The organism is Stenotrophomonas africana, from assembly GCF_013004645.1.
Taxonomy (GTDB): domain Bacteria; phylum Pseudomonadota; class Gammaproteobacteria; order Xanthomonadales; family Xanthomonadaceae; genus Stenotrophomonas; species Stenotrophomonas africana.
On the sequence record NZ_JABEME010000005.1, the window covers coordinates 163,284 to 183,274 of the forward strand.

The following is a 19,991-nucleotide window of genomic DNA, read 5'->3' on the forward strand; positions in this document are numbered from 1 at the left end:
GATCCAATGCGCGCTTCAGCGAACGTTGCCGCGATCGCCTATTCAGGGCAGATCGACGCGCAATGCCGGGTCGTTGAAGCGCGAATAGCGCAGGCGCAGCTGGAAGCTGCGGCCATTGCTGCTGCCGCTGCGCACGATCTGCCGTGGCAGGCCCTGGGCATCCACCCAGTATTCCAGGCGTTCGCCGGGCTGGGCGCCACGCAGCCGGTAGTGACGGGTTTCGACGCCATCCAGCGACTGGCTTCCCAGGTCTTCGGCCTGCAGGTCGGCGGGCAGGGCATCGGCCGGCAGCGGATTGCGCCACTGCTCCAGCAGGCCCGGCGGGGTTGGCACCTGGCGGACCGCACCCTCGGCCTGCAGGAACATGGTGTCGCCGATGATGGTCTGCGGCCCGGCCGGGGTCTGCACCCGGAAACGGTCGGGGGCGACGAAGTCCATGGCGCTGCGCACCGGCTGCGGCGCACCCAACACCTCCAGTTCGGCGTGGAAGCTGCGCAGGGCCGAGAAGCGCTGGCTGGCGCCCAGCACTGCCTGCGCCGGCTCCGCAGCCGGCACGGGCGCTTCGGTGCTGGCCGGCGCGGGCGCGCGATCACAGGCGGCCAGCAGCAGGCAGGCCAGCAGGGACAGGGCAGGCAACCGGCGCATCGGGTGTTCCAGAGGGGTGGGGGCGACCACGATAGCCCAAACGTCCCACACAAGACCCGCGACTCGGACATAATCGGGGGTATGGACCGATACGAACGCATCACCGCCCTGCATCGTCTGCTCAAGTCCGCACGCTATCCGGTGACGGTGGCGACCCTGCAGGACAAGCTCGGTTGTTCCCGTGCCACCGTCTACCGCGACCTGGCCTTCCTGCGCGATGCGCTGATGGCACCGATCGAAGGCGACGGCGAGGCGGGCTTCCGCTACCAGGCCGACGAGAGCGACCGCTTCGAGCTGCCCGGCCTGTGGCTGAGCTCGGAGGAACTGCATGCCCTGCTGGCCTCGCAGCATCTGCTGGCGCGGACCGGCGGCGGTGTGCTGTCCTCGGTGCTGGCACCGCTGCAGCAGCGCATCGAGAGCCTGCTGGCCGCCCAGGCCGGCGTCTCCAGCTGGCCGGTGGACCGTGTGCGGGTGATTCCGCACCGCGGTCGCAAGTTCGATGAAGGCAGCTTCCGCAGCGTGGCTTCAGCCGTGCTGGAGCGCCGCCAGCTGGCGTTCGAGTACCGCGCCCGTTCCACCGACGAGCCGACCAAGCGCACCGTTTCGCCGCAGCGCCTGACCCACTATCGCGACAACTGGTACCTGGATGCCTGGGACCATGACCGCGAGGCGCTGCGCAGCTTTGCCGTGGATCGCATCCACAAGGCGCGGGTGATCGACAGCACCGCCCGCGATGTGGCCGACAGCGAGCTGGACGAGCAGCTGGGGGCCAGCTACGGCATCTTCTCCGGCGCGCCGAAGGGCTGGGCGACCATTCTGTTCAGCGCCAAGGCCGCGCGCTGGGTGGCCGACGAGCACTGGCATTCCAAGCAGCAGGGCCGCTTCCTGGCCGATGGCCGCTATGAACTGAAGGTGCCGTACAGCGTCTCGCGCGAGCTGCTGATGGACGTGCTGCACTACGGCTCGGATGCCGAGATCGTCGAGCCGGTGGTGCTGCGCGAGCAGGCCAAGGCGCTGCTTGAGCTCGCCCTGAGCAATTACGACAACTCCTGACCTCCCCCCCGAGAAGCCTTCCGCCCATGAAGAAGACCCTGTTGCTGCCCCTGCTTGCCGCTGCGCTGGCCCTGACTGCCTGCGGCAAGTCCGGCGAACCCTCGCAGAAGCTGGTGGTGGCCGCCACGGCCGTGCCGCATGCCGAGATCCTTGAAGTGGTCAAGCCGATCCTCAAGCAGGAAGGCGTGGACCTGGACGTGCGCGTGTTCAACGACTACGTGCAGCCCAACGATCAGCTGGTGCAGAAGCAGGTGGACGCCAACTACTTCCAGACCGAGCCGTACCTGGACGCCTACAACCGCGATCGCAAGACCGATCTGGTGAAGGTGATCGGTGTGCATATCGAACCGTTCGGTGCGTACTCGCGCAAGATCAAGTCGCTGGCCGAGCTGCGCGAAGGGGCCGACGTGGTGATCCCGAACGATCCGAGCAACAACAGCCGCGCGCTGATCCTGCTGCACAAGGCCGGCGTGATCGAGCTGAAGGATCCGACCAACGCGCTGTCGACCCTGCGTGACATCACCGCCAATGCGAAGAACCTGAAGTTCCGCGAGCTGGACTCGGCGATGCTGCCGCGCGTGCTGGACCAGGTCGACCTGGCCCTGATCAACACCAACTACGCGCTGGACGCCGGCCTCAACCCGACCAAGGATGCCTTGGCGATCGAGAGCAAGGACTCGCCGTATGTGAACTTCCTGGTCGCACGCCCGGACAACAAGGACGACGCCCGCGTGCAGAAGCTGGCCAAGGCGCTGACCAGCCCGCAGGTGAAGGCCTTCATCGAGACCAAGTACAAGGGCGCGGTGCTGCCGGCGTTCTGACGCCAGCGCCCATTCCCCTGTAGAGCCGAGCCTATGCTCGGCTCTGCTTTTTGCGGTATCCCGCCAGCGGCAGCCGAGCATGGCTCGGCTCTACAGTGTCACTCCACGTGCTGCAGCCGGGCGGGCATTGAAGTTTCAATCGACGTGGAAGGCGAGGGTGGCCGCCACGGCCTGCTGCCATCCTGCATACAGTTTTTCGCGCCGGGCCACGTCCATCTGTGGCTCGAAGCGCCGGTCCAGGCCCCACTGCGCGGCGATCTGTTCGCGGCTGGACCAGAACCCCACTGCCAGGCCGGCCAGGTAGGCCGCACCCAGCGCGGTGGTCTCGGTCAGTCGCGGCCGCAGCAGCGGCACACCGAGGATGTCGGCCTGGAACCCGGCCAGGAAGTCGTTGCCGATCGCACCGCCGTCGGCGCGCAGTTCGGTCAGCGCGATACCGGCATCGGACTGCATTGCATCGAGTACGTCGCGGGTCTGGTAGGCCATTGCTTCCAGCGCGGCGCGCACGAAGTGCGCCTTGCGCGTGCCACGGGTCAATCCGAACATCGCGCCACGCACATCACTGCGCCAATAGGGTGCACCGAGGCCGACAAACGCCGGCACCAGGTAAGCGCCGCCGCTGTCGGGCACCTGCGCGGCCAGTGCCTGGCTGTCGCTGGCGCGCTCGATCATGCGCAGCCCATCGCGCAGCCACTGCACCACCGAGCCGGCGATGAAGATCGAGCCTTCGAGTGCATATTCCACGCGCCCGTCCAGGCCCCAGGCGATGGTGGTCAGCAGTCCGTTGCGCGAACGCACCGCCTGCGTACCGGTGTGCATCAGCATGAAGCAGCCGGTGCCATAGGTGTTCTTGACCATGCCCGGCTGGAAGCAGGCCTGGCCGAACAGCGCCGCCTGCTGGTCACCGGCGATGCCGGCGATCGGGATCGGATGATCGAAGAAGAACTGCGGCCGCGTGTGTGCGTACACCGCGCTGGAGTCGCGCACCTGCGGCAGCATCGCGCGCGGGATGTCCAGCAGCGCCAGCAGGTCGTCATCCCAGTCCAGCGTGTGGATGTTGAACAGCAGTGTGCGCGCGGCGTTGCTGTAGTCGGTCACGTGCGCCTGGCCACCACTGAGGTTCCACACCAGCCAGCTGTCGATGGTGCCGAACAGCAGTTCGCCGCGCTCGGCGCGCTGCTGCGCGCCCTCCACGTGGTCAAGAATCCAGCGCACCTTGGTGGCGGAGAAATAGGCGTCGATCAGTAGACCGGTGCGCTCGCGGACCAGCGCCTCGTGCCCTTCGGATTTCAGCCGCTCACAGATGGCGTGGCTCTGCCGCGACTGCCAGACGATGGCATTGTGGATCGGCTGGCCGGTGGCACGGTCCCAGACCACGGTGGTTTCGCGCTGGTTGGTGATGCCCAGTGCGGCGATGTGGCGCGGGTCGACCTGGGCACGGCTGAACAGTTCGGTCAGCGTGGCATAGACGCTCGTGAGGATCTCGCGCGGGTCATGCTCGACCCAGCCGGGCTGCGGGAAGATCTGCGCGAACTCGCGCTGCGCACTGCCAACGATGTCGCCGGCACGGTCGAACAGGATCGCGCGCGAACTGGTGGTGCCCTGGTCGATGGCCAGCACGTAGCGGGGCGTCATGCAGCGTCTCCGGTGGCGATGGTGTTGGTAGAGTCGAGCTTGCTCGACTGCTTTTCATGTCAGTCGAGCAAGCTCAACTCTACCGTCTATCCATCCACGCCTGCAGCCGGGCCACCTGCGCAGCATCCAGCCGCAACCCCAGTTTGCTCCGCCGCCACAGCACGTCCCCGGCGTCCCAGGCCCATTCGTGGTCGCGCAGGAAAGCCACTTCGCGCGCATGCAGGCCGCCGCCAAAGTCCTCGCCAAGATCGCTCAGACCCTGCAGGCCATGCAGCAGCTCCGCACTACGGCTGCCGTAGGCGCCCGCCCAGCGTCGTGCCATATCCGCAGGGAGCCACGGTGCCAGTGCTCGCAGGCGAGCGCATGCCTGTGCAGCGTCACCCCAGTCGCTGCCAGGCAGGGGGTGTCCGCGTGCTGTCCAGGCCGGGCCCATCTGCGGCAGGGCCGGTCGCAGCAGGTCCAGCGCTTCCTCGGCCAGCACGCGGTAGGTGGTCAGCTTGCCGCCCAGCACATGCAGCGCCGGCGCCGGATCGGACTGCAGCTGAAGGCGGTAGTCGCGGCTCAGCTTCGCCGCACGTGGGTCCGGGTCGGCCAGTAGGGGACGTACACCGGCGAACTGCCAGACCACGTCCTGCGGAGTGATCGGCTCGCGCAGATAGCGGTTGGCGGATGCGCACAGGTAGCTCACCTCGGAAGGCAGTACGCTGCAGCGCGCCGGGTCACCGCGGTAGTCGGTGTCGGTGGTGCCGACCAGCAGGTGATCGTGGGCGAACGGGAGCAGGAACACCACGCGGCCATCGGGCTGCTGCAGCAGGCAGGCACTGTCATCGGGCCAGGAACGGCGCAGCACGATGTGGCTGCCCTGCACCAGCCGCAGCGCGGGGCCGCCGCTGCGTGCCTCCATCTGCTCCAGCAGGCCGCCGGCCCATGGGCCCGCCGCATTGGCGATGGCGCGCGCGGTCACATGCCGCTGGCCGTCGGTGGAATCCAGCACGGCCTGCCAACGGCCCTGCACAGAGCGCAGTTCGATGCAGCGGCTGCGCACGTGGATCTGCGCGCCGCGCTGCGCGGCGTCCAATGCGTTGAGCACTACCAGGCGCGCATCATCGACCTGCGCATCGGCGTAGCTGAAGGCCTGCCGCAGATCCGGGGCGAGCCAGGGGCCGAGCGGATCACGCTGAAGGTCCAGAGCGCGCGATGCGGGAAACGCCGGGCTGCGCTGGCCCAGGTGGTCGTACAGCCACAGTCCCACGCGCAGCATCCAGCGCGGGCGCAGGTGCGGTTCCCACGGCAGTACGAAGCGCAATGGATGGACCAGATGGGGCGCCTGCCGGCGGACCACCTCGCGTTCGCCCAGCGCCTTGCGCACCAGGCCCAGCTCGCCCTGTTCCAGGTAGCGCAGGCCGCCGTGGATCAGTTTGCTGCTCGCACTGGAGGTGTGCGCGGCCAGATCGTGCTGCTCGCACAGCAGCACGCGCAGCCCGCGGCCGCTGGCGTCACGGGCGATGCCAGCGCCGTTGATGCCGCCCCCGATCACCAGCAGGTCGACGTCGTACATCGTGCCTCCGCATCCTGTGTGTGCGTAGAGTCGACTGACAGTCGACTGCTCTTGCAAAAGTCGAGCAAGCTCGACTCTACAGAACGCGGGTGACGGAAACGACGACGGGCCCCGAAGGGCCCGTCGCGTTACATCAGTGAAGCAGGTGCAGCCTGGATCAGAAGCGGGCGCCGATGCCGAAGCCGACGGTCCACGGATCCATCTTGGCTTCGCCGATCTTCTCGCCGCCGACCTTGATGTCCGGGCGGGCGCGCATGTAGCGGGCGTCGGCACGGGCGAACCAGGTGGAGTTGATGTTCATGTCGACGCCGACGGTGCCGATAACGCCCTTGGCATCCTTGAAGCGGATGTCGGTGTCAGCGCCGTTGCCCAGCTTCTCGTTGCTGAAGGTCGACTGGTAGTAGCCCACGCCCACGAACGGACGGAACACGTTGTCGGCCTGGCCGAAGTGGTACTGGCCGCTCAGGGCGACCGGCTGCTGCTCGACCGAGCCAACGCGGGCGTTGTTCGGGCCCTTGAAGGTGTTGTCGAACTTGTCGGCAGCGCCCCACAGTTCAACGGCCCAGTTGTCGTTGATGTAGTAGCTGAAGCTGACGGTCGGCGCCGGGCCGCCATCGGTCTTCTTCACGCCGGTGATCGGGTCGTTCTTCGGTTCCAGCAGCGAGATGCCGCCAACAACGGCAAAATGCTTGCCCGAAGCGGTGTCGGTGCTGCTGCTGTCCTGGGCGAAAGCGGCCGGCGCGAAGGCGGCGGAGGTCAGCAGGGCGAGACTCAGGATACGGATGGAGCGCATGGGGGTATCTCCTAATGTTTCTTGTTTTGGGCCCCCGGTTGCGGGGCGAGCACACCGTAGTCGCCCCAACATGAATCGAATCCGACGCGCGTTAAAAAATAGTTGTCCTTGTTCAGCGATCAGCGCGAAAAGCCTGTATTGATGGGGTTTCCGGTCATCGGCGGCATTCATTCAGTTGGAGAAGATGTGAGCGCGGCAACGATGTGCATTGGCCTGCAAGCGCAGGTGAACGTGGATTGCAGGGTGCTGCTGCTGGGCTCGATGCCCGGCGTGGCGTCGCTGCAGGAGCAGCGTTACTACGCGCATCCGCGCAATCGTTTCTGGCCGCTGCTGGCGGATATCTGCGGATTCGACGCGGGTCTGCCCCATGCGCAGCGACTGCAGGCACTACAGGCGGCAGGTGTTGGCCTGTGGGACGTGATCGGCCGGTGCGAGCGGCGCGGCAGCCTCGATGCGGATATCGTGCGCGGCACGGAAGTGCCCAATGCGCTGCCGGCATTGATCGCTTCGCTTCCTGAGCTGGAGCTGATCGGCTGCAACGGCGCCGCATCGCTGAAGGCATTCCAGCGTTGGGTGCTGCCCTGCCTGGAGGCCCCGCCAAGGCTGCTGGCACTGCCGTCCACCAGCCCGGCCAATGCGGCCTGGTCGCTGCCACGGCTGCGCCAGGCCTGGCAGCCGGTAGCCGACGTACTGGCGACATGAAGCGGACATCGTCCGGACAATACGCTACCGACTGGATGCAGCCACAACCCATGGACAACAGCGTGTCCCGGCTGCGTGCGTACTGAAAACACCTGTAACGGTTGGCGCTGGCCCCCGCTGGCCGCACAATAGACGTTTCCCTACACCAGATTGCCGGAGTTATCCCCATGGCCGAAATCAAGGAAGCACTTGTCCCCGATATCGGTGACTACAGCGATATCCCGGTAATCGAGGTGCTTGTCGCCGTCGGCGACACGGTCAAGAAGGACCAGGGCCTGGTGACGCTGGAAAGCGACAAGGCGACCATGGAAGTGCCGTCTTCGGTGGCTGGCGTGGTCAAGGAACTCAAGGTCAAGGTGGGCGACAGCCTGTCCGAAGGCAAGGTCGTGGCCCTGATCGAAGTGGCCGAGGGCGAAGCCGCCAAGCCGGCGGCTGCTGCGCCGGCACCGGCCAAGGCCGCTGCCCCGGCTGCCGCCACCCAGAGCGCGCCGGCCCCGGCCGCAACTGCGCCGGCCGCTCCGGCTGCCAGCGGTGGTGCGGTGGAAGCGCTGGTGCCGGATATCGGCGACTACGCCGGCATTCCGGTCATCGAAGTGCTGGTCGCCGTCGGCGACACGGTCAAGAAGGACCAGGGCCTGGTCACGCTGGAAAGCGACAAGGCCACCATGGAAGTGCCGTCGTCGGTGGCCGGCGTGGTCAAGGAGATCAAGGTCAAGGTCGGCGACACGCTGTCTCAGGGCAATGTGGTCGCCATCATCGAAGCCGAGGGCGCTGCCGCGCCGGCGCCGACCAAGGCTGCCGCTGCGGCCGCTCCGGCTGCCGCCGAGACCGCCACCAAGGTCGAGCCGGTCGCTGTGCCGGCGCAGCCGGACAAGCTGGCGGCGCGCGAGATCGCCTCGGCCGGCACCCCGTCCAGCCCGCCGGTGCAGTTCAACGCCGATGGCGTGCTGCCGGCCAAGGTACCGTACGCCACCCCGGCGGTGCGCGTGTTCGCCCGCGAGCTGGGCGTGGACCTGCTGCAGATCAACGGCACCGAGAAGGGTGGCCGCATCACCAAGGGTGACGTGCAGAAATTCGTCAAGGCCGCACTCAGCAGTGGTGTGCCGGCGGCTGCCGGCGGCGCCGTGGCTGGCGGTGGTGGCCTGAACCTGCTGCCGTGGCCGAAGGTTGATTTCAGCAAGTTCGGCGAGACCGAAGTCCAGCCGCTGTCGCGCATCAAGAAGATCTCGGGTGCGAACCTGGCCCGCAACTGGGCCATGATCCCGCACGTCACCCAGTTCGAACAGGCCGACATCACCGACCTGGAAGGCCTGCGCGTGGCGCTGAACAAGGAGAACGAGAAGGCCGGCATCAAGCTGACCATGCTCGCCTTCCTGATCAAGGCCAGCGCCGCAGCGCTGAAGAAGTTCCCGGAATTCAACGCCTCGCTCGATGCCAGCGGTGAAAACCTGACCCTGAAGAAGTACTTCCACATCGGCTTCGCCGCCGACACGCCGAACGGTCTGGTCGTGCCGGTCATCCGCGACGTGGACAAGAAGGGCGTGGTGCAGATCGCGCAGGAAACCGGCGAACTGGCCAAGAAGGCGCGCGACGGCAAGCTGGGTCCGGCCGACATGAGCGGCGGCTGCTTCTCGATCAGCTCGCTGGGCGGCATCGGCGGCACCGCGTTCACCCCGATCGTCAATGCACCGGAAGTGGCCATCCTCGGCGTCTCCAAGTCGTCCATCCAGCCGGTCTGGAACGGCAAGGAATTCGCACCGAAGCTGATGCTGCCGCTGTCGCTGAGCTACGACCACCGCGTCATCGACGGCGCCCTGGCCGCACGCTTCACCACGTACCTGTCGCAGGTACTGGCCGACATGCGCCGCGTGCTGCTGTAAGGCACCGCTTCGCCCCCACCGTGCGGCCGCAGCCCTTGGCGCGGCCGCGTGAACAGATGCAGTGACAGCCCACCGGCCATGCCGGGCGGGCACAAGGAAAACCCACCATGGCCACGATTGAAGTCAAGGTTCCCGACATCGGCGATTACAGCGATGTGCCGGTGATCGAAGTGTTGGTCGCCGTCGGCGACACGGTGAAGAAGGACCAGGGCCTGGTGACCCTGGAGTCGGACAAGGCCACCCTGGAAGTGCCGTCCTCGGCTGCCGGCGTGGTCAAGGAAATCAAGGTCAAGCTGGGCGACACCCTGTCCGAAGGCGCCGTGGTCGTGGTGCTGGACGCCGAAGGCGCCGCCGAAGCCCCGGCCAAGGCCGCCGCGCCGGCCGCGGCTGCGGCCGCCCCGGCCAGCAAGCCGCCGGTGACCCCGTCGCACCGTGCCCCGGCTGAACCGGCCGCGCCGAAGCCGGCGCTGTCCAGCGGCAAGCCGGCCGACATCGAATGCGAAATGGTCGTGCTGGGCTCGGGCCCGGGCGGCTACACCGCCGCCTTCCGCGCTGCCGACGTCGGCCTGGATACGGTGCTGGTCGAGCGCTACGCCAGCCTCGGCGGCGTCTGCCTCAACGTCGGCTGCATTCCGTCCAAGGCGCTGCTGCACGCCGCAGCGGTCATCGACGAAGTGGCCCACGCCGGTGATTTCGGCGTCGAGTTCGGCAAGCCGACCATCACCCTGGACAAGCTGCGCCAGTACAAGGAAAAGGTCGTCAACCAGCTGACCAAGGGCCTGGCTGGCATGGCCAAGCAGCGCAAGGTCCGCAGCGTGCAGGGCGTCGGCAAATTCGTTTCGGCCAACGAGCTGGAGATCACTGCCGCTGACGGCAGCACCCAGCTGCTGCGCTTCCAGAAGTGCATCATCGCCGCCGGTTCGCAGGCAGTGAAGCTGCCGAACTTCCCGTGGGACGACAAGCGCGTGATGGATTCCACCGACGCGCTGGAGCTGGCCGAAGTGCCGGGCTCGCTGCTGGTCGTCGGCGGCGGCATCATCGGCCTGGAAATGGCCACCGTGTACAGCGCGCTGGGCAGCAAGGTCACCGTGGTCGAGTTCATGGACCAGCTGATGCCGGGCGCCGACAAGGACCTGGTCAAACCGCTGGCCGACCGCCTGAAGAAGCAGGGCATCGAAGTGCACCTGAAGACCAAGGCCTCGGGCGTCACCGCCGACGCCAAGGGCGTCACCGTGACCTTCGAAGCGGCCGAGGAAGGCCAGGCGCCTGCGCTGGCGCAGGGCACCTTCGACCGGGTGCTGGTGGCCGTGGGCCGCTCGCCGAACGGCAAGAAGATCGATGCCGAAAAGGCTGGCGTGCAGGTCACCGAGCGTGGTTTCATCCCGGTTGATCGCCAGATGCGCACCAACGTGCCGCACATCTTTGCCATCGGCGACATCGTCGGCAACCCGATGCTGGCGCACAAGGCCACGCACGAAGGCAAGCTGGCTGCTGAAGTGGCCGCTGGCCACAAGAAGGAGTGGGTGGCCCGCGTGATTCCGTCGGTGGCCTACACCAACCCGGAAATCGCCTGGGTCGGCGTCACCGAGACCGAAGCCAAGGCCAAGGGTCTGAAGGTCGGCGTGGCCAAGTTCCCGTGGGCCGCCAGTGGCCGCGCGATCGGCATCGGCCGTACCGAGGGCTTCACCAAGCTGATCTTCGACGAAGAGACCCACCGCATCATCGGTGGCGCCATCGTTGGCGTGCATGCCGGTGATCTGCTGGCCGAGATCGGCCTGGCGATCGAGATGGGTGCCGAAGCCGAAGACATCGGCCACACCATCCACGCCCACCCGACGCTGAGCGAATCGGTGGCGATGGCCTCGGAAATCTACGACGGCACGATCACCGATCTGTACATGCCGAAGAAGAAGTAAGGCGCCCGCGCCGCTCCGAACGAAAAACCCCGGCATTTGCCGGGGTTTTTTTGTTGAGCTTCGATCACTCTCGTTGCGAGCGTTCGGGCCGCTGCGCGGGTGGCAGGCGTTTGGACAAATGTCCCTCGTCGCCCGCCTGCGGCGGTCGCCTCCTCCTTTACTTTGTCCAAACGCCTGCCACCCGCACAGCGGCTCGGCTTGCGGACGGTCGAGCTGCAGAGCCACTGCAACAGGCGCATGGATGCCTGACACGCGGAGGGAGCGGGGGCTGTGTGCGAAGTAAAGGAGGAGGCGTCGGCCTCAGGCCGGCGCCGGGGGACATTCGCACACAGCCCCCGCTCCCTCGAGCGCTCGACCAACCCGCTTCTGCTCTTCTGACAGGAACCCACAAAAAAGCGCGGCCCCGATGTTCCGGAGGCCGCGCCAGGAGAGAGAGTGCCGTGGAAGGGGCAGGGGTTCAGAACACGAAGCTGATACCGGCCACCGGGCCCTTGAATTCCTGCTTCAGGCCGACAGTACCGTCGCTGCCCTTCTTGTCCACGTCCAGCTTGAACCAGTCGTAGCCGGCGAACACACCGAAGTTCTTGGTGAAGCGGTAATCGACGATGGCATTGGCGCGGCTCAGGTCGCCCTTGTAGTCATCGAAGCTGCCCCAGCGCGTGTTCAGGTACTGGCCCTGCAGCGTGATCATCCAGCGCTCGGACGGAGTGAAGGTCATGCGCGCACCCACCACAGGTGCCACGCCATCGGCCTTCTCGTTGAGGAACTGGCCTTCGTACACCGTGCCCAGGTCGGCATAGCCCTTGGTGCTGACCTTGGCGTACTCGCCACCGATCTGCAGACCCAGGTCAAAGGTGTCGGTATCGACGACCGAGTAGTCGTAGACCAGGCTGGCCACCTGATACTTCAGCTCGCCCTTCACGAAGCTGCCGGCCGGCACGTTCTCACCGCCGAAGGAAATGCCCTGGTCGAGCGTCTCGCGACGGTCCTTGTCGTACTTGAAGTAGTTGAACAGCAGGCGCTGACGGTTGCTGATGCGGAACATGCCGTCAATGCGCGGCTCCCATTCCTTGCCACCCAGCTTGAAGTCCTGGTTCAGGGAGATGTCCTGGCCGGCCACAGTGGTGCTGCCGCGGAGGGTGTTGTCCGAATCGATGTTCATCGCACCCAGACGGATGGCAAAGCGGTCGTCGCCTTCGGCGGCGTGGGCGGCATTGGCGAACGAGGCGCCGGCAGCGAGCAGGGAAAGGGCGAGCAGGGTGGGTACGGGGCGCATCGAAGAGTCCTTGCAGTGGTTCATCAGAATGAAGACCACTGTGCCGGACGCCGCCGTCCACCATCCGTGAACGTATGGTCCACGGAGTGTGCACGGTTCAGCGCTGTCGTGACGACGCAAAAAGATGGCCCCGGAGCCGGGCTTCGGGGCCATCGTGGGACCTGCGGGGCGGAGCGTCGACGAGGTTGCTGCAGGCAGGTCGAAAGATCGGACCGGCGCATTCGGCGAAAGTTCCGCGCCTGCGACCAAAGTTCAATACTGCGGTGCAGCATCACGCGGACGTCATTGTCCCCCGGGTGGCACGCAAAAATGTAACCGTTACCGCAACTTGCGGCTTCCAGGGATGAACAGGGAGCGGTTGTCTCGCAAATTGTCCCATTGCTATAATTTGGCGGCTCGATGAGGCCCCCCTGCTGTAGCCGCCTCAGCCCTCCACTTGCAACCACGCGGGACGTCCTGTGCTGAACTCCGTTGATGCGGGTCGGCGACTGATGCTGCGCGCCGCGGTCTACCCGCTGGCCGCGGTGGCTGTCCTGGCCCTGGCCTTCCTGCTGGTAGGTCCGAAGTATGCCCTCGGCGCGCTGGCGTCCGGTGTGGCCATTTCGGCCGGTGGCTGGGTGGCGGCGCGGATGGCACTGGGCGGTGGGGCACTGGCCGCAGGATCGGCGATGGCTCGCCTGATCATTGCGATCGTGGCCAAGTGGGTCGTGGTTTTCGGCGTCCTGCTGGTGGGGTTCCTGGTCTTCAAGCTGCCTGCGTTGGCGCTGTTGGCCGGTATCGCCGTCGGCTTGATGTTCCAGGTCCTGGCCATGGCCAGGCGTTGACAGAATTCAATTAACTAAGGTTCCGGACACATGGCGGGCGAGGCTCTAACCCCTACCAGCTACATCCAGCATCACTTGCAGAACCTGACCGCTCCGGTCGGCAAGGGCGAGGGTATGTTCTGGCATATCCACGTCGATACCTTCCTCACCGCGGTCCTGATGGGCCTGGTGATCGTGGTCGCCTTCTGGCTGGGCACCCGCAAGGCCACCGCCGGTGTGCCGGGCAAGTGGCAGGCCTTCGTGGAAATCTGCCTGGAGTTCGTTGACCGCCAGGCCAAGGACACCTACCACGGCAAGAGCAAGCTGGTCACGCCGATCGCCATCACCATCTTCTTCTGGATTCTGTTGATGAATCTGCTGAAGATGATCCCGGCCGATTTCATCGCCAAGCCGCTGGAATGGGCGGGCGTGCACTACTGGAAGCCGGTGCCTACCGCTGACGTCAATGCCACCCTGGGCATGGCCATCAGCGTGTTCTTCCTGATGCTGTTCTTCGCGCTCAAGTCCAAGGGCCTGGGCGGCTTCATCAAGGAATTCCTGACGGCGCCGTTCGGCAAGTGGATGATGCCGTTCAACCTGATCCTCAACATCGTCGAGTGGCTGAGCAAGCCGATCTCGCTGGCGATGCGACTGTTCGGCAACATGTTCGGCGGCGAAATCGTGTTCCTGCTGATCTGGGTGCTGGGTGGTGCCGGTTTCTTCGGTGCCATTGCCGGTGGTGTGTTCGGCCTCGGCTGGATGCTGTTCCACCTGCTGGTGATCCCGCTGCAGGCCTTCATCTTCATGATGCTGTCGATCGTGTACCTGAGCCTGTCGGAAGACGCTCACTGAGTTTCAAGCTTCAACGCGTTTCAACCTTCATCCGTTTCATCACCCTTAGCAACTTAAGTTCCTGGAGATAACCATGTACTTCGCCGTCCTGACCAACTTCGCGCAGATTCAGAGCTCCACCGCCCTTGCCGTCGGCATCATGATCGGCCTGGCCGCGCTGGGCGCCGGTCTGGGTCTGGCCATCATGGCTGGTAAGTTCCTGGAGTCGGCCGCCCGCCAGCCGGAACTGATCCCGGTCCTGCAGGTCCGCATGTTCATCACCGCCGGCCTGATCGACGCCGCGTTCATCATCTCGGTCGCTGTCGGCCTGCTGCTGGCCTTCGCCAACCCGCTGTCGGCTGCCTTTGCTGGCGCCGTCACCAAGGCTCTGGCCGGCTGATACAGCGGTTTGAGACGACCGGGTGCTGATGCACCCGGTTTCGGATGAAGGCCGGATGTGCCGCTTCGGCGGCACGTCCACCCCGAAACCAGCGATCGAGCTAACCATGAATATCAATTTCACCCTTCTTGCGCAGGCGCTCGCCTTCGCTGGTCTGATCTGGATCATCGCGACCAAGATCTGGCCGCCGCTGATGAACGCGATCGAAGAGCGCCAGCAGAAGATTGCTGAAGGCCTCGCTGCTGCCGACCGCAGCCAGAAAGATCTGGCCCAGGCGCAGGAGAAGGTCAACGAAGCGTTGAAGGAAGCACGCACCAAGGCCAACGAGATCATCGATCAGGCCCACGCGCGTGCCAACCAGATCGTCGATGCTGCACGCAACGAAGCGATCACCGAAGCCACCCGTCAGAAGGAACTGGCCCAGGCTGAAATCGACGCCGCCGCCAACCGTGCCCGTGAAGATCTGCGCAAGCAGGTGTCCGCGCTGGCCGTAACCGGTGCCGAAAAGCTGCTCAAGCGCGAAATCGACGCCAACGCCCACAAGGCGCTGCTCGACGAGCTGGCCTCGGAGATCTAAGGATGAGCCAGGCCCTCACGCTTGCCCGCCCGTACGCCCGCGCCGCGTTCGCGACCGCGCGCGACGAAGGCGCGTTCGCGCCGTGGTCGGACGCCCTGGCGTTCTCCGCCCACGTCGCCGCCGATCCGCGCGTGGCGGCCCTGCTCGCCAACCCGGAGCTGGGCCGTGACGACGCCGTCGCCCTGCTGGCGCCGGTGTCCCACGGCGAGACCTACTCGCGCTTCCTGGCCATCCTGGCCGAATCGCATCGTCTGCCGCTGCTGCCGGAAATCTCCGGCATGTTCGACGCCCTGCGCGCCGAAGCCGAGCACGTGGTCAAGGCCACGGTGACCTCGGCTTCCGAGTTGTCGGCCGGAGAGCTGGACGCGATCAAGGTTGCGCTTCGCAAGCGCTTCAACCGCGAGGTCGAAGTGACCACCGCGGTCGATGCTTCGCTGATCGGCGGCGCCGTGATCGACGCCGGCGACGTGGTCATCGATGGTTCGCTGAAGGGCAAGCTGGCCCGTCTGCAGACCGCGCTCGCTAACTGAATTCATTTAACGTCCGGCCCCGCTGCCGGCACTAGGACTTGACGATGGCAACCACGCTCAACCCCTCCGAAATCAGCGAACTGATCAAGAACCGCATCGAGAAGGTCAAGCTGGCCGCGGAATCGCGCAACGAAGGCACCGTGACCAGCGTGTCCGACGGCATCGTGCGCATCTTCGGTCTGGCCGACGTGATGCAGGGCGAAATGATCGAACTGCCGAACAACACCTTCGCCCTGGCCCTGAACCTGGAGCGCGACTCGGTCGGCGCCGTGGTCCTGGGTGACTACGAGAACCTGCGCGAAGGCGACGTCGCCAAGACCACCGGCCGCATCCTGGAAGTGCCGGTCGGTCCGGAACTGCTGGGCCGCGTCGTGAACGCACTGGGCGAGCCGATCGACGGCAAGGGCCCGCTGGGTACCGACCTGACCGCTCCGGTGGAGCGCGTTGCTCCGGGCGTGATCTGGCGCAAGTCGGTCGACCAGCCGGTGCAGACCGGTTACAAGTCGGTCGACTCGATGATCCCGATCGGCCGTGGCCAGCGCGAGCTGATCATCGGTGACCGCCAGACCGGCAAGACCGCGATGGCGATCGATGCGGTGATCAACCAGAAGGGCACCGGCATCAAGTGCGTGTACGTTGCGATCGGCCAGAAGGCTTCGACCATCGCCAACATCGTGCGCAAGCTGGAAGAGAACGGCGCGCTGGCCCACACCATCGTGGTGGCCGCGACCGCTTCCGAATCGGCTGCCATGCAGTACATCAGCGCCTACTCGGGCTGCACCATGGGTGAGTACTTCATGGACCGCGGCGAAGACGCGCTGATCGTGTACGACGATCTGTCCAAGCAGGCCGTTGCCTACCGCCAGATCTCGCTGCTGCTGAAGCGCCCGCCGGGCCGTGAAGCCTACCCGGGTGACGTGTTCTACCTGCACTCCCGTCTGCTCGAGCGCGCTGCCCGCGTGTCCGAGGAATACGTCGAGAAGTTCACCGAAGGCAAGGTCACCGGCAAGACCGGTTCGCTGACCGCGCTGCCGATCATCGAAACCCAGGCCGGCGACGTGTCCGCCTTCGTTCCGACCAACGTGATCTCGATCACCGACGGCCAGATCTTCCTGGAAACCGACCTGTTCAACGCCGGCATCCGCCCGGCCGTCAACGCCGGTATCTCGGTGTCGCGCGTCGGTGGCTCGGCCCAGACCAAGATCATCAAGAAGCTGTCGGGCGGCATCCGTATCTCGCTGGCCCAGTACCGCGAGCTGGCTGCGTTCGCGCAGTTCGCCTCGGACCTGGACGAAGCGACCCGCAAGCAGCTGGAGCGTGGCCAGCGCGTCACCGAGCTGATGAAGCAGAAGCAGTACGCGCCGATGTCGATCGCCAACCAGGCGCTGTCGATCTACGCCGTCAACGAGGGTTACCTCGACGACGTGCCGGTCAACAAGCTGCTGGCGTTCGAAGAAGGCCTGCACGCCCACTTCGCCAACACCCAGGGCGAGCTGATCAGCAAGGTCAACGCCACTGGCGGTTGGGACAACGACATCGAAGGTGCCTTCAAGAAGGGCATCGCCGAGTTCAAGACCACCGGCAGCTGGTAATCGCGGTCCTGTAGAGCGGAGCCGCTGGCTCCGCTGGACCAGATGACAAACGGTTGAACAACGCGGGGCATCAGCCCCGCGCCACGGGAAACAAGAGATGGCAAGCGGACGCGAAATCAAAACCAAGATCAAGAGCGTGCAGAACACCCGCAAGGTGACGCGCGCCCTGGAAATGGTCTCGGCCTCCAAGATCCGCAAGGCGCAGGATCGGATGAAGACCTCGCGTCCGTACGCGCAGGCGATGAAGCAGGTGATCGGTCACCTGGCCCAGGCCAGCACCGACTACCAGCATCCGTTCCTGGTCGAGCGTGAGCAGGTCAAGCGGGTCGGCTTCATCGTGATCTCCTCCGATCGCGGCCTGGCCGGCGGCCTGAACAACAACCTGTTCCGTCGGATGCTGGGCGAAGCCAAGACATGGCAGGACAAGGGTGCGGAAGTGGACCTGGTGACCATCGGCCAGAAGGCATCGACCTTCTTCCGCCGCGTGAAGGTCAACATGGTCGGCAGCGTGACCCACATCGGCGATGTGCCGAAGCTGGAATCGCTGATCGGTGTGATCAAGGTCATGCTCGACGCCTTCACCGAAGGCAAGGTCGACCGCGTGTACCTGGTCTACAACCGCTTCGTGAACACCATGACGCAGAAGGCCAGCTTCGATCAGCTGCTGCCGCTGCCGCCGGCTGAGAAGCAGGTCGCTCACCACGACTGGGATTACCTGTACGAACCCGATGCCGCGACCGTGCTCGAGCACGTGATGACGCGTTACATCGAGTCGCTGGTGTACCAGGCACTGTTGGAAAACGTCGCCTCCGAGCATGCCGCACGCATGGTCGCGATGAAGGCGGCGAGCGACAACGCCAACAAGCTGATCGGCGAACTGCAGCTCGTCTACAACAAGGCGCGCCAGGCAGCGATCACCCAGGAAATCTCCGAAATCGTCGGCGGCGCGGCAGCAGTCTGACCGCGTTCGTTCAAAGCACACATTTAGAGGATGCAGCAATGAGTCAGGGCAAGATCGTTCAGATCATCGGCGCGGTCGTCGACGTCGAATTCCCGCGTGAGTCGGTGCCGAAGGTGTACGACGCACTGAAGGTCGACAACACCGAAATCACCCTCGAAGTCCAGCAGCAGCTGGGTGACGGCGTGGTGCGTACCATCGCCCTCGGTTCCACCGACGGCCTGAAGCGCAACCTGGTTGCCACCAACACCAACCGCGGCATCTCCGTGCCGGTCGGCGCTGGCACCCTGGGCCGCATCATGGACGTGCTCGGCCGTCCGATCGACGAAGCCGGTCCGGTGGCCGCCAGCGACAGCTGGGAAATCCACCGTGCGGCCCCGTCGTACGAAGACCAGTCCCCGGCCACCGAGCTGCTGGAAACCGGCATCAAGGTCATCGACCTGATGTGCCCGTTCGCCAAGGGCGGCAAGGTCGGCCTGTTCGGCGGCGCCGGCGTCGGCAAGACCGTCAACATGATGGAACTGATCAACAACATCGCCAAGGCGCACAGCGGTCTGTCCGTGTTCGCCGGCGTGGGTGAGCGTACCCGTGAGGGCAACGACTTCTACCACGAAATGAAGGACTCCAACGTCCTCGACAAGGTGGCGATGGTGTACGGCCAGATGAACGAGCCGCCGGGCAACCGTCTGCGCGTCGCCCTGACCGGCCTGACCATGGCCGAGTACTTCCGCGACGAGAAGGACGAAAACGGCAAGGGTAAGGACGTCCTGCTGTTCGTCGACAACATCTACCGCTACACCCTGGCCGGTACCGAAGTGTCGGCACTGCTGGGCCGTATGCCGTCCGCCGTGGGTTACCAGCCGACCCTGGCCGAGGAAATGGGCGTCCTGCAGGAGCGCATCACCTCGACCAAGAACGGTTCGATCACCTCGATCCAGGCCGTCTACGTTCCCGCGGACGACCTGACCGACCCGTCGCCGGCGACCACCTTCGCCCACCTGGACTCGACCGTCACCCTGTCGCGTTCGATCGCCTCGCTGGGTATCTACCCGGCCGTCGACCCGCTGGACTCCACCAGCCGCCAGATGGACCCGCTGGTCATCGGCCACGAGCACTACGACACCGCCCAGCGCGTCCAGCAGACCCTGCAGAAGTACAAGGAACTGAAGGACATCATCGCGATCCTGGGCATGGACGAGCTGTCCGAAGAGGACAAGCAGGCCGTGTCGCGCGCCCGTAAGATCGAGCGCTTCTTCAGCCAGCCGTTCCACGTGGCTGAAGTGTTCACCGGTTCGCCGGGCAAGTACGTGCCGCTGAAGGACACCATCCGTGGCTTCAAGGCCATCGTCGATGGCGAGTACGACCACCTGCCGGAGCAGGCGTTCTACATGGTCGGCGGCATCGAAGAAGCGGTCGAGAAGGCCAAGAAGATGGCCGAGAAGGCCTGATCCGGGACGGGCGGGAGCGATCCTGCCCGACCTGACGCCGGTGCCGGGCAACTGCCCGCGCCGGTGGACTCCCACGGTGGCATTGCGCCGCCGCGAACAGCGAAGAGATTTGCATGAGCACGATCCGTTGCGACATCGTCAGCGCCGAGCAGGAAATCTTCCGTGGCGAAGCGACCCTGGTCGTGGCCACCGGTGAGCTGGGCGAACTGGGCATCGCGCCCAAGCACGCGCCGCTGATCACCCGCCTGAAGCCGGGCAAGGTGGTGGTGACCACGCCGAACGGCGAGCAGCTGGATTTCGCCATTTCCGGCGGCATCCTGGAAGTGCAGCCGCAGGTGGTGACCGTGCTGGCCGACACCGCGATCCGCGCGCAGGACATCGACGAAGCCTCGGTCCGCAAGGCCAAGGAAGAAGCCGAGCGCATCCTGGCCAACCGCGGCGAAGCGATGGAAGTGGCCGAAGCCCAGCAGAAGCTGGCCGAAGCCGTCGTCCAGCTGCAGGCGCTGGAGCGCCTGCGCAAGAACCTCAAGCACTGAGGTTCGCGCTGCACCCACGAGAACGCCGGCCCCGTGC

The 19,991-nt window shown here is 65.6% G+C and carries 19 protein-coding genes; 14 read left to right on the top strand and 5 right to left on the bottom strand.

Annotated elements, in window-relative coordinates; genetic code table 11:
* Positions 1 to 42: 42 nt before the first annotated feature.
* A complete protein-coding gene (locus HLA98_RS11140) occupies positions 43 to 645 on the bottom strand; it encodes a LolA-like protein (RefSeq protein WP_057500504.1) in 603 nt (200 codons plus the stop codon).
* 81 nt (positions 646 to 726) lie between these two features.
* Between HLA98_RS11140 and HLA98_RS11145 the strand changes: the two genes are divergently transcribed.
* Positions 727 to 1,698, top strand: a complete 972-nt coding sequence (locus HLA98_RS11145; RefSeq protein WP_057500505.1) for a helix-turn-helix transcriptional regulator — start codon at positions 727 to 729, stop codon at positions 1,696 to 1,698.
* Positions 1,699 to 1,724: 26 nt separating this feature from the next.
* Positions 1,725 to 2,519, top strand: coding sequence for a MetQ/NlpA family ABC transporter substrate-binding protein (locus tag HLA98_RS11150; RefSeq protein WP_057500506.1), 795 nt, complete (start codon positions 1,725 to 1,727; stop codon positions 2,517 to 2,519).
* Positions 2,520 to 2,654: 135 nt separating this feature from the next.
* Here the strand turns inward: HLA98_RS11150 and glpK are convergent, their stop codons facing one another.
* The 3 genes from glpK to HLA98_RS11165 all read right to left on the bottom strand — a co-directional run bounded on the left by glpK (position 2,655) and on the right by HLA98_RS11165 (position 6,505).
* Entirely contained in the window at positions 2,655 to 4,154 is a 1,500-nt protein-coding gene (gene glpK / locus HLA98_RS11155; protein WP_049447996.1) for a glycerol kinase GlpK, read from the bottom strand.
* A gap of 79 nt (positions 4,155 to 4,233) precedes the next feature.
* Entirely contained in the window at positions 4,234 to 5,712 is a 1,479-nt protein-coding gene (glpD, locus tag HLA98_RS11160) for a glycerol-3-phosphate dehydrogenase (protein ID WP_057500507.1), read from the bottom strand.
* Positions 5,713 to 5,869: 157 nt separating this feature from the next.
* Positions 5,870 to 6,505 (bottom strand): OmpW/AlkL family protein, encoded by a 636-nt coding sequence (locus tag HLA98_RS11165; RefSeq protein WP_057500508.1) that lies wholly within the window; start codon positions 6,503 to 6,505, stop codon positions 5,870 to 5,872.
* A 186-nt stretch (positions 6,506 to 6,691) separates the two neighbouring features.
* On the opposite strand from HLA98_RS11165, the gene HLA98_RS11170 reads away from it, so the two are divergent.
* The 3 genes from HLA98_RS11170 to lpdA all read left to right on the top strand — a co-directional run bounded on the left by HLA98_RS11170 (position 6,692) and on the right by lpdA (position 11,003).
* On the top strand, positions 6,692 to 7,207 hold the full coding sequence (locus HLA98_RS11170; RefSeq protein WP_080354816.1) for a DNA-deoxyinosine glycosylase: 516 nt from the start codon (positions 6,692 to 6,694) through the stop codon (positions 7,205 to 7,207).
* Positions 7,208 to 7,374: 167 nt separating this feature from the next.
* Positions 7,375 to 9,087: a dihydrolipoyllysine-residue acetyltransferase gene (gene aceF, locus HLA98_RS11175; protein ID WP_057500509.1), complete on the top strand. Its 1,713-nt coding sequence runs from the start codon at positions 7,375 to 7,377 to the stop codon at positions 9,085 to 9,087.
* A gap of 107 nt (positions 9,088 to 9,194) precedes the next feature.
* The gene (gene lpdA, locus HLA98_RS11180) at positions 9,195 to 11,003 is read left to right on the top strand and encodes a dihydrolipoyl dehydrogenase (RefSeq protein WP_057500510.1); all 1,809 of its coding nucleotides are present in this window, start codon (positions 9,195 to 9,197) and stop codon (positions 11,001 to 11,003) included.
* Positions 11,004 to 11,460: 457 nt separating this feature from the next.
* Here lpdA and HLA98_RS11185 read toward each other — a convergent pair whose 3' ends face one another.
* Positions 11,461 to 12,279: a hypothetical protein gene (locus HLA98_RS11185; protein ID WP_049445053.1), complete on the bottom strand. Its 819-nt coding sequence runs from the start codon at positions 12,277 to 12,279 to the stop codon at positions 11,461 to 11,463.
* A 458-nt stretch (positions 12,280 to 12,737) separates the two neighbouring features.
* Between HLA98_RS11185 and HLA98_RS11190 the strand changes: the two genes are divergently transcribed.
* The 9 genes from HLA98_RS11190 to HLA98_RS11230 all read left to right on the top strand — a co-directional run bounded on the left by HLA98_RS11190 (position 12,738) and on the right by HLA98_RS11230 (position 19,954).
* Complete coding sequence (locus HLA98_RS11190) at positions 12,738 to 13,103, top strand: hypothetical protein (protein WP_006394654.1); 366 nt, start codon at positions 12,738 to 12,740, stop codon at positions 13,101 to 13,103.
* A 30-nt stretch (positions 13,104 to 13,133) separates the two neighbouring features.
* On the top strand, positions 13,134 to 13,934 hold the full coding sequence (atpB, locus tag HLA98_RS11195) for a F0F1 ATP synthase subunit A (protein ID WP_057500511.1): 801 nt from the start codon (positions 13,134 to 13,136) through the stop codon (positions 13,932 to 13,934).
* 73 nt (positions 13,935 to 14,007) lie between these two features.
* The gene (atpE, locus tag HLA98_RS11200) at positions 14,008 to 14,313 is read left to right on the top strand and encodes a F0F1 ATP synthase subunit C (protein ID WP_005411133.1); all 306 of its coding nucleotides are present in this window, start codon (positions 14,008 to 14,010) and stop codon (positions 14,311 to 14,313) included.
* A gap of 106 nt (positions 14,314 to 14,419) precedes the next feature.
* Positions 14,420 to 14,890, top strand: a complete 471-nt coding sequence (locus HLA98_RS11205) for a F0F1 ATP synthase subunit B (RefSeq protein ID WP_005419512.1) — start codon at positions 14,420 to 14,422, stop codon at positions 14,888 to 14,890.
* Positions 14,891 to 14,892: 2 nt separating this feature from the next.
* Positions 14,893 to 15,420 (top strand): F0F1 ATP synthase subunit delta, encoded by a 528-nt coding sequence (locus HLA98_RS11210; RefSeq protein ID WP_049445057.1) that lies wholly within the window; start codon positions 14,893 to 14,895, stop codon positions 15,418 to 15,420.
* A 44-nt stretch (positions 15,421 to 15,464) separates the two neighbouring features.
* Complete coding sequence (gene atpA / locus HLA98_RS11215; RefSeq protein WP_014038567.1) at positions 15,465 to 17,012, top strand: F0F1 ATP synthase subunit alpha; 1,548 nt, start codon at positions 15,465 to 15,467, stop codon at positions 17,010 to 17,012.
* A gap of 97 nt (positions 17,013 to 17,109) precedes the next feature.
* Positions 17,110 to 17,973, top strand: a complete 864-nt coding sequence (gene atpG / locus HLA98_RS11220; protein ID WP_049445058.1) for a F0F1 ATP synthase subunit gamma — start codon at positions 17,110 to 17,112, stop codon at positions 17,971 to 17,973.
* A 38-nt stretch (positions 17,974 to 18,011) separates the two neighbouring features.
* Positions 18,012 to 19,418, top strand: coding sequence for a F0F1 ATP synthase subunit beta (gene atpD, locus HLA98_RS11225; RefSeq protein WP_010481327.1), 1,407 nt, complete (start codon positions 18,012 to 18,014; stop codon positions 19,416 to 19,418).
* 113 nt (positions 19,419 to 19,531) lie between these two features.
* On the top strand, positions 19,532 to 19,954 hold the full coding sequence (locus HLA98_RS11230; RefSeq protein ID WP_005419509.1) for a F0F1 ATP synthase subunit epsilon: 423 nt from the start codon (positions 19,532 to 19,534) through the stop codon (positions 19,952 to 19,954).
* The last annotated feature ends 37 nt before the right edge of the window (positions 19,955 to 19,991 follow it).

Bases quoted from the DNA above. Each gene is read 5' to 3' on its own strand.
- atpA (WP_014038567.1), top strand. From the start codon at position 15,465: ATGGCAACCACGCTCAACCCCTCCGAAATCAGCGAACTGATCAAGAAC.
- HLA98_RS11150 (WP_057500506.1), top strand. From the start codon at position 1,725: ATGAAGAAGACCCTGTTGCTGCCCCTGCTTGCCGCTGCGCTGGCCCTG.
- glpD (WP_057500507.1), bottom strand. From the start codon at position 5,712: ATGTACGACGTCGACCTGCTGGTGATCGGGGGCGGCATCAACGGCGCT.
- atpB (WP_057500511.1), top strand. From the start codon at position 13,134: ATGGCGGGCGAGGCTCTAACCCCTACCAGCTACATCCAGCATCACTTG.
- HLA98_RS11230 (WP_005419509.1), top strand. From the start codon at position 19,532: ATGAGCACGATCCGTTGCGACATCGTCAGCGCCGAGCAGGAAATCTTC.
- HLA98_RS11205 (WP_005419512.1), top strand. From the start codon at position 14,420: ATGAATATCAATTTCACCCTTCTTGCGCAGGCGCTCGCCTTCGCTGGT.
- HLA98_RS11140 (WP_057500504.1), bottom strand. From the start codon at position 645: ATGCGCCGGTTGCCTGCCCTGTCCCTGCTGGCCTGCCTGCTGCTGGCC.
- atpE (WP_005411133.1), top strand. From the start codon at position 14,008: ATGTACTTCGCCGTCCTGACCAACTTCGCGCAGATTCAGAGCTCCACC.
- atpG (WP_049445058.1), top strand. From the start codon at position 17,110: ATGGCAAGCGGACGCGAAATCAAAACCAAGATCAAGAGCGTGCAGAAC.
- aceF (WP_057500509.1), top strand. From the start codon at position 7,375: ATGGCCGAAATCAAGGAAGCACTTGTCCCCGATATCGGTGACTACAGC.
- HLA98_RS11210 (WP_049445057.1), top strand. From the start codon at position 14,893: ATGAGCCAGGCCCTCACGCTTGCCCGCCCGTACGCCCGCGCCGCGTTC.
- HLA98_RS11145 (WP_057500505.1), top strand. From the start codon at position 727: ATGGACCGATACGAACGCATCACCGCCCTGCATCGTCTGCTCAAGTCC.
- HLA98_RS11185 (WP_049445053.1), bottom strand. From the start codon at position 12,279: ATGCGCCCCGTACCCACCCTGCTCGCCCTTTCCCTGCTCGCTGCCGGC.
- HLA98_RS11165 (WP_057500508.1), bottom strand. From the start codon at position 6,505: ATGCGCTCCATCCGTATCCTGAGTCTCGCCCTGCTGACCTCCGCCGCC.
- atpD (WP_010481327.1), top strand. From the start codon at position 18,012: ATGAGTCAGGGCAAGATCGTTCAGATCATCGGCGCGGTCGTCGACGTC.
- glpK (WP_049447996.1), bottom strand. From the start codon at position 4,154: ATGACGCCCCGCTACGTGCTGGCCATCGACCAGGGCACCACCAGTTCG.
- lpdA (WP_057500510.1), top strand. From the start codon at position 9,195: ATGGCCACGATTGAAGTCAAGGTTCCCGACATCGGCGATTACAGCGAT.